Source organism: Lentibacillus halophilus, assembly GCF_039522485.1.
Lineage (GTDB): Bacteria > Bacillota > Bacilli > Bacillales > Amphibacillaceae > Lentibacillus > Lentibacillus halophilus.
The window spans coordinates 594,672-606,545 of the sequence record NZ_BAAADM010000054.1 but is presented as its reverse complement, the minus strand read 5'-3'; the positions used below and the strand labels follow the sequence as shown (position 1 = coordinate 606,545).

The following is an 11,874-nucleotide window of genomic DNA, read 5'->3' as shown; positions in this document are numbered from 1 at the left end:
AAAAAGTGTACAAAGATAAAGTGCCAGATATATTGGTGTGACAACCACATCGAGAAAAGATTGACACATACTTGCCATTGTTATCAATTTCCTTTCAATTTTGTTAAAATGGCGATAGCGACTTAGTATGGTTAGTATGGAAGGTCTGATGTAATATGGAAGACATGCGAAAACCCATTCCGGTTGAGGAAGCCATATCACGTGTTTGGGAGAGAAGGCCAAATGGAGCTACCGATGATATACCGATAACGGATGTGGATAATCGAAGGCTTTCTGACGATATTTTTGCTTCGCACTCTGTTCCTTCGTTTCCAAAATCACCGTATGACGGATTTGCGTTGCGTTCGGCGGATACAACCGAAGCCGGTCGAAATCACTCTGTATCATTCAAGGTTGTGGAACATATCGGAGCAGGCGAATTGCCGCAAAAACAGTTGCATGAAGGCGAGGCAACCCGGATCATGACTGGAGCCAAAATTCCCGACGGAGCCGATTGCATTGCGATGTTTGAAATTTGTCAGACATATACCGATAATGGCCAGTCGTATATGTCCATGACACGCACGATGGAGTCCGGACAGAATATTATTGAAGAAGGGTCGGAAGTGGCCAAAGGGGATTTGCTAATTCCGCGGGGGACAATGATTAACCCTGGAGTGAAGGCCGTATTGGCTACGTTCGGATACAGTGATGTGAAAGTGAGCAGAAAACCGGTTGTCGGCATTATTGCCACAGGAACTGAATTGCTTGATGTAGATGAGGATCTGGAACCCGGCAAGATTCGCAATTCCAATGCGTACATGATTGCCTCGCAGATAAAGCGGGTTGGTGCTGACTATCGTTATTTCGGCAAACTCGAGGACAACCTGGAAGAAAGCTATGACATGGTTTCCAAAGCACTGGCAGAGGTTGACATGCTGATAACGACAGGCGGCGTCTCTGTCGGTGATTTTGATTTTATGCCGGCTATTTATGATAAACTGGAAGCAGATGTGCTGTTTAATAAGGTGGCCATGCGCCCGGGGAGTGTCACGACAGCGGCAGTAAGCGGAGACACCCTGTTGTATGGATTGTCCGGTAATCCGTCTGCTTGCTACGTTGGTTTTGAATTGTTTGTACGGCCTATTTTGCAGCATCAATTGGCCAGCCAAAAGCCATTTTTAAAACGGATTAAAGCGGTACTGGGAACGGACTTTCCAAAACCCAATCCGTTCACCCGGTTTGTGCGCAGCTATATAACATATCACAACGGGTCCGTTCACGCCTTGCCGTCCGGGATCGATAAATCGAATGTTGTGACATCACTGGCCAATGCTGACGCCTTAACAGTATTGCCCGGAGGAACACGCGGATTTAAAAACGGTGATGACGTGGAAGTACTGTTACTCGACGATCGGGAAGGACAGCGTGAATTTTGATTCCAAAAGGAGTGGTCGTGTGCAACAAAATCCAGCCCCCATTAAAGATCATTTCGGAAGAGTACTGAAAGATCTTCGTATTTCGGTGATTGATCAGTGCAATTTTCGGTGCACATATTGTATGCCTAAGGAAATCTTTGGTGACGATTACCAATTTTTGTCGGAAGAAGAACTCCTCAGTTTTGATGAAATCATCCGTTTGGCCAGAATATTCGCCGATCTCGGTGTGGAAAAAATACGCATTACAGGCGGTGAACCGCTCATGAGGCGTGATTTAGATCAACTGATTGCTGAGCTGTCGCAAATACCCGGCATTAAAGATATTGCGTTAACAACGAATGGTGTTTTTCTTCCCAAAACCGCCAAAAAACTGAAAGCCGCCGGACTCGAACGTGTGAATTTGAGCCTTGATGCCATAGACGATGACGTGTTCAAGCAAATTAACGGAAAAGGTGTCGTACCCCGCCCTGTCCTGAAAGGGATTGAGGCTGCTGAGGAAGCCGGGCTTCAGGTGAAAGTGAATATGGTCGTTAAAAAGGGGATGAATGACAGTCAGATTTTGCCGATGGCACGGTATTTCAAAGGAAAAGATATCATCCTGCGATATATTGAGTTTATGGATGTCGGCAACCATAACGGCTGGGACTTTCAAAACGTCATTTCCAAAAAGGATATCATTCAAACGATTGACCAGGAAATGCCGATTGAGCCTGCCGAAGAAAATTATTATGGAGAGGTTGCATCACGATATCGCTACAAGGATGGAGATGGGGAAATAGGTGTCATTTCCTCGGTTACCGATGCTTTTTGTGGAACGTGCACTCGGATTAGATTGTCACCGGATGGTAAACTATTCACATGCCTCTTTGCTTCAGACGGTTTTGATATCCGGGAAAAAATACGCAATGATCTGACCGATGATCAACTCCAGGAAGTGTTGACCAATCTGTGGGGAAGGCGTAAGGATCGCTATTCGGAAGAGCGATCCGAGGAAACTCGGAAGAACCGCAAAAAAATTGAAATGTCTTATATCGGTGGCTGATAAGGAGGCGACGAGCGTTGAAGACATTCAAGCTCCAATCATTAAAAGTGATTGATAATGATGAAGAGGATATGCTGCAGCAGGATATCCTCTTCATGGACGGTCTGATCATTAATCGCGAAGATGAACAGAACCGTTGGCTTATCGAAATCTACCTTGAGCCATCCTACAACGATTTTTTTCAGAAACTGGCCCGCGAAGAAACAGACGTGTTGCTGCAGGTGAAAATAACGAAAGAAAGCAATGAGCCGGCTACATTCATTACTTCCATCATCGGGATCAATGATATCGGTGATCAAATCAACGTTCTCTTTATGGGAACCATTGTCGATCAACGTAAAGAAAAGATTGAAAAAACGTTGAAAGAATTGATTGATGAAGGGTATCAGGGTCCATTGCTGCTACAAAAATTTAAAGAAAAGATTTAAAAGGTTAGCCGTTATGACTAACCTTTTTTATCTCCAACTATTACGTACTGTTAAAAGGTGCGTTAATATTTATTGTAATAGAGACATTGAATCCCGTTGCCTGCTATAATGTTATTACGTTTTTGATTATAATTTGATGTAATGACTATGGTACCAAGGAGTATACTATGTTCAGACAATCCATTTCACGCTGGGTGAAACAATTATCCCCAGTTCAAATGATCTTTTTATTTTATTTTATAGCAGTTATCGTAGCCACAGCCCTTCTTGCTATGCCGGCTGCATATCAATCAGGAGCCCGGCCACCGTTTATTGACATTTTGTTCACTGCTGTCAGCGCACTCAGTGTGACAGGCTTGTCCACGTTGACAATTGCCGACACGTTCAGTACGACGGGGGCGGTTCTACTTGCTGTCGTTCTTCAATTGGGTGGAGTCGGTGTAATGGCCATCGGTACATTTATCTGGATGGTTGTTGGTAAGAAAATTCGTCTCCGGGAGCGGAAGCTGATTATGGCTGATCAAAATCAGTCGTCCTTCTCAGGCATTGTCCGACTTGTCCGGGAAATATTACTCGTCATTTTAACGATTGAGTTTATTGGATTCATTGTCCTGGGTACGTATTATCTCCAATACTTTCCAACAGCAAAAGAAGCGTTTTTTCAAAGTTTTTTCGGAGTTATCAGTGCCACAACAAATGGTGGTTTTGATATTACCGGTCAATCGTTAAAATTGTTTAAAGATGATTATTTTGTTCAATTCATTAATATGCTGTTGATCATTTTCGGGGCGATTGGCTATCCGGTTCTCATTGAAGTGAAGGAATATTTGTTTGCAGGCGAGGTGAAGCGGCAGACGCTCCGCTTTTCATTGTTTGCAAAAGTAACGACGTTGACATTTTTGATCTTGATTGTTGTTGGCGCTCTGTTCATTATGCTGCTTGATGCAGGTGGATTTTTTGCAGGGAAATCATGGCATGAGACACTCTTTTATTCGCTGTTTCAGTCCATTACAACAAGAAGCGCAGGATTGACAACGATGGATGTGAGCCAGCTCAGTGAACCGAATCATCTGTTTATGTCCATTCTGATGATCATTGGTGCTTCCCCCAGCAGTGCCGGTGGTGGAATACGGACGACAACGTTTGCACTAGTCGTTATTTTTATTATTACGTATGCGAGAGGCCAAAGAAACATCCGGATATTCAACCGTGAAGTACATGAACAGGATTTATTCAAAGCTGTAACCGTCACGTTAATGGCGATTGTTTTTGTTTTAACAGCGACCATTTTGTTAAGCATTGCCGAGCCATTTGGCTTATCCCAGATATTGTTTGAAGTATCTTCTGCGTTCGGTACGGTTGGTCTGTCTCTTGGAATCACCGATGATTTATCTGTATTCAGCAAGATTGTTCTCATGATACTGATGTTCATTGGCCGGATTGGTATCCTTACGTTTCTATTCATTTTCACCAGTCATAAGCAAACAGGAAAATATCACTATCCAAAAGAAAAGATGGTGATTGGGTAATGATTATAAAAGGGGGAAGTAATGCATAAACAAACAACCATCATGATTGACGGATAATCGCATTCTCCCTGGCCGAAAACGTCTGGTCAGGGAGAAGTTGACTGATTCAACTAATAAAAAGCAGATGATTGTACACAACTCTATTCGCTATCTTCGGGTGATTGGTTGATCTGCAATATTTTCAGCTGATCGTTTTCATGACCAAGCGTGAAGACATAGGTGTATGTTTCCTGTTTTGTTTTTGTTTTATTATTTTGGCTTTTCTCCGCTGTTACCGATAAGGTTGTTTCCACGTTGCCATCGTCGGTCACTTTGCTTGTCATATTTGAGTATTGAAGATCAATATAATGAATGAACTGCTTCCGAAAATCAGAATAGGCCGACTCTGTTTGCATGTTGCTCCCAAGCAGGGTGTAGGCAGCGACATAATCCCGCATGCTGATGCTTTCCAGGAAGTAGTCAACCACATATTCCGCATCATTAACCAGTTGTTGGGTATTGGCTGCATCGGTGATATCTTTGGTGGAGCCAAATGTCAGGTTTTTGTTTTGTGCTTCGTTTGCCCATGTTGACAGCTGTTTATAAACGTCATCAATAGGTATACTGAATCCGAGTGTTCCATCGTTTGTTCCAACGGCGTTGATACCAATGACTTTGCCGCTTTTTCGGCTGATAAGGGGACCACCGCTGTTGCCATTGGTTATTTGAGCAGAAATCTGATAGGCATGCTCATAGTTATATCCATCCACAGAGAAATTCCGCTCGGTTCCCGATATGATTCCGAGCGTGACAGTATTTTGAAAGCCGTGGGGACTGCCAAGTGCAATAACGTCATCACCAATCTCTGCTTTGGTTTCCGTGTTGATATCCAGTGATGGTTGGCCGGCAAGCTGTGGTACCCGAATAACGGCAATATCCGTATCCGAACTTGCTCCAACGACGGCAGCTGGGTAAACACGCCCATTCGTCGTCCGGACATAAATGACATCTGCATCTTTGATAACGTGCGCATTTGTTACAATATCGCCTTTTTCATTAAATAGAAAACCGGAACCGGTGACGGTTGTTTTCTCATGCTTTCCTTCAATTTGCACAACGCTTTTTTCAGCGGTATGGATGATGGATTTCAAATCAAGGTCCTGAGTAGCTGTTTTCACTTTCCGGATCACCGGATTATTAACGCTAATGTTATGTGATGTGTATTGATTATGTATCACAATCAGTATAAAAACGCTGGCCGCTGCTAGAAGGACGGACACAATGACCGGACCAAGTATTTTTTTGTGCATAAATTTCACCCCAAATTATCTCCTATGATTGATCTGTATACCATTTGATCCGGTCTACGTTAATATGGATATCGTTCGGTTTCTGCTGCTCCATATTATAATGCGTGAATTCAAATTCACCGGTGGCATCCGGGTAAAGCGTGTCCGGATAGATATAGACGTCATTCGTTAAAATGGTTTCCTCATCCGAAGACAGGGAGTATTCAATCAATATGGAATGGATCGGGACAGTGGCAACACTTTTCACTTTGCCTGTGACCGATAGATTCCCTTGTTTGTTTTCTTCGGTGCTGACGGAGATAAGTTCGACAGCATCATTTTCGTTTAATTTCTTTTCTTTTTCCGCCGAACTGATCGCTTGCTCAATTCGCTGTTTTCGGGCTGTTTCAAAAGCAGTTTTTTCCTTTTTAATTGTTGTTTGAAGACTGAGAAGCTTTTTGGAATCGGGTGCATATTTTAATCCATCTTCCACCATCAACAACGCATCTGAGAATTGATGGTTGTTGAGTTGATTACTTGCATTGGAAAAAACATAATCAACAATTTGTCCCCGGATAGACGACTTGATGTCGTCGGCCTCATCGGAGGGGATCGCATCTGCTTCCCATAAAAGTACTTTTAATTTATCGATACCTGGATCCTGATTCAGTTTATTTTTTAAATGGGCCAGTTTGATATGGTTGCGCTTGGCAGTAAGTTTATCGATAAGCTTCGTGACTGCTTCCCCGTCATAGTTGGCAATGCTGTCTTCCGCTTCATTGATAAGTGCTGATGCGTCCCGGTATTCGCCTTTCTTTTGCAGGTTTGACGCTTTGTCTAAGTCTTCGTTTATTTTTACAGCCTTTTGGGTGAATGCAAGGGCATTCTTCGCCTGTTGGAAGTCACTTCGGTGGTTAAGCGATTCTTCAAGTGAAGACGTTGCTTTTGAATAGTCCCCATTCAGCGCATATGTTTCAGCATTTTGATACAAGTCGGTGGCTTCAGCAGATTGATTTTGTAGAAAAATGTAATAGGAACCAGAAACAAATAGGATTAGAGCGACGACCGCGATCGGGATATACCAATATTTATTGAATGGTTGTTTGGTTTTCATCCGTTCATGCCGGTCTTGTGGCAGTTGTTTGCCACAGTTGATGCAATAGTCCTCATTCTCCAGAACGTTTGCACCGCAATAAGGGCAGTAGTGCATCGTTATACCTGCTTTCTTTTTCGTGTTATATTTTGTCGTTTCCGGTCGTTCTTAGATAATTTTATTTTATCATATTTTTACTTTATTTTGGATGAGGAAATTGGTATTATGGAAGAAACGGATACGTTGAATGACATTGCATACCATAACACATATAAAGGAGGTACAAGCATATGGACGTTTGGGAAACTGTTTTTGGTGTAGTTTGCCTGGGATTGATCGTATTGAATATTGGCTACTGTATCTTTGATAATGGGTAGGAACCGTTGGCAGCAGGCATTATGAATAGGGCCGGACAACAAATTCATGTGCTGCTCCGGCCGGCAAGTTGGGATTTTTCGAGGAATTGGTCCAGTGCAGCGGATGCAGCATGTCCATTTCGCAAGGGTCATGATTTCAATCCGTCACGGACCATTCATTGAAAGGGAAAATGATGAATTCCGACTTTCCGATGATTTCAGTTTCTTGTATGAGACCAAGTCCATTACGGCTGTCTTTGCTTATCATTCGGTTATCACCCATAACGAAATAGCTGTTTTCGGGTATTTTAATGGGTCCGAATCTTCCGGTTCCAGTCAATTGATCACTATGGAGGAACGCTTGATCATAAAGGTTTCCATCGATATATAACCCACCATTTTTAACAGTGATCGTTTCTCCCGGCATAGCTATAATCCGTTTGACATAATTTTTTAACGGTTTTTTAATAATAACGATATCTTCCCGCTCGGGTTCATCGAATAAATAAGTCATTTTATTAAACAGAATCGTTTCACCATCTTCAAGTGTAGGCTCCATACTCTCACCGTCAACCACAGACGTTGCAAATATAAATGACCGGAGAAATAAAGCCAGTATGACTGCAATAAGAAGAGCCTTTCCCCATTCCAACCACTCGTTTTTCTTTTTTGTTTTTTTCAAGTGCACTCAACCTTTCAGCCAAACGATATAGATTCTTTATTCTTTTTAGCGATATGCTTAAGCTCTATTGTCACTATTTCTTTATAGTTTCCATTGATGTCCAAATGCATGATGTTTCGTCCCATTTGAAAACCAATTCTTTCTGGGATTTGTCAGTTTTTGTTATTATGTTGCTATGTTACCATCTCATCCCGGATAAAAGGAGTACCCCTTAACTATGAATGCTGACGAGCTTTTAAATCATATTGAACGATTGCGTCGTCATATGACGGTTGTCGCATTGGAAAAAGGTTTTACAAGCCATGAATCCATTAAGCTGAGTCAAGAATTGGACAGGTTGATGAACCATTATGACTCAATGAAACATACAGGTAATACGTGCTAACAGACGTCAATCACCGGACGTTGTTCATGACTTTCATGATATCATGTTCTCTTTCAATAAAAACGATTCCAGACGATTAAGGCCTTCCTCAATCGTACTCATATGGTAAGCATAGGACAACCTCATATATCCTTCACCAATCGATGAAAACGAGCTGCCTGGTACGAGCGCAACTTTTCCTTTCTGTACCAGATCCAAGCCAAAATCAAAGGATGATTTATCGATGGGAAATGCAGGGAAGAAATAAAAGGCTCCGTCCGGTTTATTAACCTCAAGTCCCATGTTTTTTAACCGGCTGTACATGTAATCGCGCCGTTGTTTATAGGCATCCCGCATGGCGATAGGGTCATCAAGGCCATTGGTTAGAGCCTCGATTGCTGCGTGCTGACTGATTGATGACGCGCACGATACATTAAACTGATGCACCTTCAGCATGTGCTTAGATAACCATTCGGGGGCAAGGGCATAGCCAATGCGGAATCCGGTCATCGCATGCGATTTGGAAACGCCATTAATGACAATCGTACGGTCTTTCACGTCTTCAAACTGTGCAATCGATGTATGCTCTTGGTCATAGATTAGCTCGCTGTATATTTCATCCGCTAAAATGAAAATATTTTCATGTTTCAAAACGGAAACAAGGTTCGCCAACTCCTCTTTCGTGAACGAGGCACCTGTTGGATTGGAAGGGTAGGGCAGAACCACACACTTCGTCCGACTTGTTATATGTTCTTTTAAATGGTCTTTCGTCAACTTAAAGTCATCATGGGTCGTATCAATATGGACAGGTTCTGCACCGTTCATTTTAATTGATGGTTCATAACCAGGGTAGATGGGTGCTGGAAGAAGAACGTCATCTCCGGCTGTCAAAATGGTCCGTAACGCTATATCGATAGCTTGAGATGCTCCGGATGTGACAATGACTTCCGAATCTGGCTGGTAATTCACGCCGTAGTTCCGTTCATAAAAATCACTTATTGCTGTGCGCAATGCCATCAAGCCAGCATTCGGTGTGTAGGTAGTTTGATTTGTGTCCAAGGCAATTTTGGCCGCGTTTTTTACATGGTCAGGTGTACTGAAATCGGGTTGTCCAATCGTTAATGATGTGACCCCCTGTTCATCGGAGACCATATTAAAAAATTGTCGAATCCCTGATATTTCAATGGATTGGGCAGTTGGATCAATGTTTGGCCGCATGTGGCAACCTCCTGAGAAAATGTTATAAAATGTTCAAACAATTTTGATTTGAAGATAAAAAAATACGTTATACTATAAGTACGGACAGATCATAGACTAGGCAAAGGAGAAGATGAGTATGCGCTTAAAGCATCAACGTTTTGAAGACTTAGTTCAACAAAATAAACAAGAACTTATGGAAAACGATAAAAAGATCGAACAAATTGAGAATCGTCTCGAAAAACGATTCAGTCGTCATACATCTGTCAAAGAACAAGATGATGAGACATTAAATATATCATAACATACCGTGTATGCGGTGAAATACAACAAAAATGAAAAAGCAGGAAGCATATAGTTCATGCTTCCTGCTTTTTCTATATGGAGCTGGGACAAAAGACGTTTAATTAAAGAAAAATCCGAACTATGATTCACAAATAATCTGAATCAGTTCGGATTTTTCGTTTAGCGTAGGAAAAACACGGAGACTCCTGCGGGATCAAAAAGCCTAGGTGAGACCCCGCAGTGCGATAAGCACGAGGAGGCTCAGCAGCGCCCGCGGAAAGCGTAGTGTTTTTCCGGAGCGGTGACTACGTCTTAAATATATAGTTCGTGTTTAGAAGTGATTTGTTCAATCTCGTCCCAACCCCACGATTCGTTTGATGGATTATAAGTTTTTGAACAACACATGGTTTTCAAGATGGATATGCTGAAACGTGTCGGCTTCCAGTTCGGCCAAGCGGGCATACGTAATACGGTAAGAGTTGCATGCATCTGCCGGCGGTTCAAATCCATTGGTAATCTCTCGCATTCGCTTCAGCATGTTTCCGGCTGCGTCATGTTCATCTTCCAATCCGCCATTGGCTTCGTGAATCTGCTGCAGCAGGTCATCATTTGGATGATCTTCATATTGTTTGATCAGTGGAAAGACCTCTTCTTCCTCTTTGACTGTATGTTCTTCCATGTCCACTTTAAAATCATTATACAGACGATGCAGTTCTTTCAGATGCGGATGATTCTTACCGTGCACACGGAAAATTTTAGAAACAAATGTTCCCAGTGCCGGAAGTTCCTCATTTAAGTAAGCGTGGTGTGTTTGGGTAATGTGATCGATGATATCACTTGCTGGCATACGATCCCAGTCAATGGGGTGCTCGTCTTCCTTTAGCCAGTCCTGATACGCATGGTTCAGCGTTTCCATAACAGCCGTTTCATCCAGATTCCGTTTCGAGCATACATCCCTCAATGGCTGGTCACCACCACAGCAAAAATCGATCCGGTTCCGTTTGAATACGTCACTTGCCTTAGGAAAAACTTTTACAATGTCAGCCGGTTTATGATCCAGTGTAAATTCAGTCATCATCAAACCCTCCAAATAATTGATATATATCCATCATAAAGGGTTTTTTTTACTTATGACGTGATGACTATCACTTATTGATCTCGATTTTGAGATATATCAGGATCGTTCGATGATAGGATGAATCATCATACAGATCCTGTGTAAAGCAGGGCAATCATCCAAGTATAATGCGTAATAATTTCGTACATAGTGATAGTAGGGTTTTTATTGTTTGTAAAACGCGAATAAGTTGAAAAGGAGGGGATGTTTATGTTGGAAGAGCTGGATAGTCTATGGAACGAACTCAATAAAACATATATTTATATTTTTATCGCATTGATGGCTCTTTATACAATCATCCGCCCGATGATCAAGTGGGCAGTCATGGTTAAAACGACCAAATTTCTTAATTACATACTCAGTAGTCTGTTACTTCTCGTGCTGATTTTGTCAGGAATTGTATTAACCGCCTTTTTGGACAAGATGATTTTGGCAGTAGTGCTTAATTGTTTGGCTTTGTTCGGTTTAATGTTGATTGTTATCCATACCGTGGAATATCTTTTCCGAAACAGAAAAAAGCGCGTCTGAATGAATCGGCGCGCTTAAGAGGATTTAAAAATGTGTCCTGGTGCTCCGCCGCGGTTTTTTTGGGGGTCCATTCATTTTGCCGAGGGATGATGGGGTGAAACTGGCGGATGTATTGTGTCGTGCTGTCGTATGGCGTTTTTTCGGCGGTGACCAGTTGATATACCGATAAATTGTTTTTTTGGCTTGTGATAAGGACATTTTTACCTGGGGGTTTCGGTATTGCTTGTCCAATGTACCTAAATGCTTCAACTGTTTAAAATCTTCCTTTGATGGGGGAATGTGAAAAAAATAGTCGCCAACCTTCACTAAAAGCGTTGAATGTTGATTGCTCAGTTTAGGGTGATTGGAAAAATGCAAGCCTATTTTTTGGGCGCGGTTTTCTCGCAGAAGACGGTTAATCGATTCTTTCTTAATATAATAGAGATGTTGGGGCTGGGGAGCGGTTTTAGCATGGCGGTTAATGGTGAACAGCGCCTTAGCGAGCTCATTGAGTGGAATGGTGGCTTTTTCGCTCATTCATCAAACCTCCTTATCTATGTTTTGGACAATCGTTTATACGTAAAAATA

At 42.2% G+C, this 11,874-nt stretch carries 13 protein-coding genes; 7 read left to right on the top strand and 6 right to left on the bottom strand.

Features of this window, described 5'->3' with window-relative positions; all coding sequences use genetic code 11:
- The first annotated feature begins 155 nt into the window (after positions 1–155).
- From ABDZ72_RS12790 to ABDZ72_RS12775, 4 genes are all read left to right on the top strand, one after another.
- Positions 156–1,418 (top strand): molybdopterin molybdotransferase MoeA, encoded by a 1,263-nt coding sequence (locus tag ABDZ72_RS12790; protein ID WP_343753707.1) that lies wholly within the window; start codon positions 156–158, stop codon positions 1,416–1,418.
- A 19-nt stretch (positions 1,419–1,437) separates the two neighbouring features.
- Entirely contained in the window at positions 1,438–2,460 is a 1,023-nt protein-coding gene (moaA, locus tag ABDZ72_RS12785; protein WP_343753705.1) for a GTP 3',8-cyclase MoaA, read from the top strand.
- A gap of 17 nt (positions 2,461–2,477) precedes the next feature.
- A complete protein-coding gene (locus ABDZ72_RS12780) occupies positions 2,478–2,888 on the top strand; it encodes a YwpF-like family protein (protein ID WP_343753702.1) in 411 nt (136 codons plus the stop codon).
- 167 nt (positions 2,889–3,055) lie between these two features.
- Positions 3,056–4,417 carry a TrkH family potassium uptake protein gene (locus ABDZ72_RS12775; RefSeq protein ID WP_343753700.1) on the top strand — a complete coding sequence of 454 codons (1,362 nt, stop codon included), beginning with the start codon at positions 3,056–3,058 and terminating at the stop codon, positions 4,415–4,417.
- Positions 4,418–4,557: 140 nt separating this feature from the next.
- Here ABDZ72_RS12775 and ABDZ72_RS12770 read toward each other — a convergent pair whose 3' ends face one another.
- The 3 genes from ABDZ72_RS12770 to lepB form a co-directional block, all read right to left on the bottom strand.
- Complete coding sequence (locus ABDZ72_RS12770; RefSeq protein WP_343753698.1) at positions 4,558–5,706, bottom strand: S1C family serine protease; 1,149 nt, start codon at positions 5,704–5,706, stop codon at positions 4,558–4,560.
- A gap of 22 nt (positions 5,707–5,728) precedes the next feature.
- Positions 5,729–6,895: a zinc-ribbon domain-containing protein gene (locus tag ABDZ72_RS12765; protein ID WP_343753696.1), complete on the bottom strand. Its 1,167-nt coding sequence runs from the start codon at positions 6,893–6,895 to the stop codon at positions 5,729–5,731.
- 396 nt (positions 6,896–7,291) lie between these two features.
- Complete coding sequence (gene lepB, locus ABDZ72_RS12760; protein ID WP_343753693.1) at positions 7,292–7,816, bottom strand: signal peptidase I; 525 nt, start codon at positions 7,814–7,816, stop codon at positions 7,292–7,294.
- Positions 7,817–8,033: 217 nt separating this feature from the next.
- On the opposite strand from lepB, the gene ABDZ72_RS12755 reads away from it, so the two are divergent.
- Entirely contained in the window at positions 8,034–8,201 is a 168-nt protein-coding gene (locus ABDZ72_RS12755) for a Spo0E family sporulation regulatory protein-aspartic acid phosphatase (protein WP_343753691.1), read from the top strand.
- A gap of 33 nt (positions 8,202–8,234) precedes the next feature.
- Here the strand turns inward: ABDZ72_RS12755 and ABDZ72_RS12750 are convergent, their stop codons facing one another.
- The gene (locus ABDZ72_RS12750; protein ID WP_343753689.1) at positions 8,235–9,398 is read right to left on the bottom strand and encodes an aminotransferase A; all 1,164 of its coding nucleotides are present in this window, start codon (positions 9,396–9,398) and stop codon (positions 8,235–8,237) included.
- 118 nt (positions 9,399–9,516) lie between these two features.
- On the opposite strand from ABDZ72_RS12750, the gene ABDZ72_RS12745 reads away from it, so the two are divergent.
- On the top strand, positions 9,517–9,681 hold the full coding sequence (locus ABDZ72_RS12745; protein ID WP_343753687.1) for an FbpB family small basic protein: 165 nt from the start codon (positions 9,517–9,519) through the stop codon (positions 9,679–9,681).
- Positions 9,682–10,044: 363 nt separating this feature from the next.
- On the opposite strand, the gene ric is transcribed toward ABDZ72_RS12745, so the two are convergent.
- Positions 10,045–10,737: an iron-sulfur cluster repair di-iron protein gene (gene ric / locus ABDZ72_RS12740; protein ID WP_343753685.1), complete on the bottom strand. Its 693-nt coding sequence runs from the start codon at positions 10,735–10,737 to the stop codon at positions 10,045–10,047.
- Positions 10,738–10,989: 252 nt separating this feature from the next.
- On the opposite strand from ric, the gene ABDZ72_RS12735 reads away from it, so the two are divergent.
- Positions 10,990–11,307, top strand: coding sequence for a hypothetical protein (locus ABDZ72_RS12735; RefSeq protein WP_343753682.1), 318 nt, complete (start codon positions 10,990–10,992; stop codon positions 11,305–11,307).
- A 24-nt stretch (positions 11,308–11,331) separates the two neighbouring features.
- Here ABDZ72_RS12735 and ABDZ72_RS12730 read toward each other — a convergent pair whose 3' ends face one another.
- Positions 11,332–11,823 carry a YkyB family protein gene (locus ABDZ72_RS12730; RefSeq protein ID WP_343753680.1) on the bottom strand — a complete coding sequence of 164 codons (492 nt, stop codon included), beginning with the start codon at positions 11,821–11,823 and terminating at the stop codon, positions 11,332–11,334.
- Positions 11,824–11,874 lie beyond the last annotated feature (51 nt).

Coding starts and splice junctions, on each gene's coding strand:
- ABDZ72_RS12790 (WP_343753707.1), top strand. CDS start 156: ATGGAAGACATGCGAAAACCCATTCCGGTTGAGGAAGCCATATCACGT.
- ABDZ72_RS12775 (WP_343753700.1), top strand. CDS start 3,056: ATGTTCAGACAATCCATTTCACGCTGGGTGAAACAATTATCCCCAGTT.
- ABDZ72_RS12770 (WP_343753698.1), bottom strand. CDS start 5,706: ATGCACAAAAAAATACTTGGTCCGGTCATTGTGTCCGTCCTTCTAGCA.
- ABDZ72_RS12765 (WP_343753696.1), bottom strand. CDS start 6,895: ATGCACTACTGCCCTTATTGCGGTGCAAACGTTCTGGAGAATGAGGAC.
- ABDZ72_RS12755 (WP_343753691.1), top strand. CDS start 8,034: ATGAATGCTGACGAGCTTTTAAATCATATTGAACGATTGCGTCGTCAT.
- ABDZ72_RS12750 (WP_343753689.1), bottom strand. CDS start 9,398: ATGCGGCCAAACATTGATCCAACTGCCCAATCCATTGAAATATCAGGG.
- ABDZ72_RS12745 (WP_343753687.1), top strand. CDS start 9,517: ATGCGCTTAAAGCATCAACGTTTTGAAGACTTAGTTCAACAAAATAAA.
- ric (WP_343753685.1), bottom strand. CDS start 10,737: ATGACTGAATTTACACTGGATCATAAACCGGCTGACATTGTAAAAGTT.
- ABDZ72_RS12735 (WP_343753682.1), top strand. CDS start 10,990: ATGTTGGAAGAGCTGGATAGTCTATGGAACGAACTCAATAAAACATAT.
- ABDZ72_RS12730 (WP_343753680.1), bottom strand. CDS start 11,823: ATGAGCGAAAAAGCCACCATTCCACTCAATGAGCTCGCTAAGGCGCTG.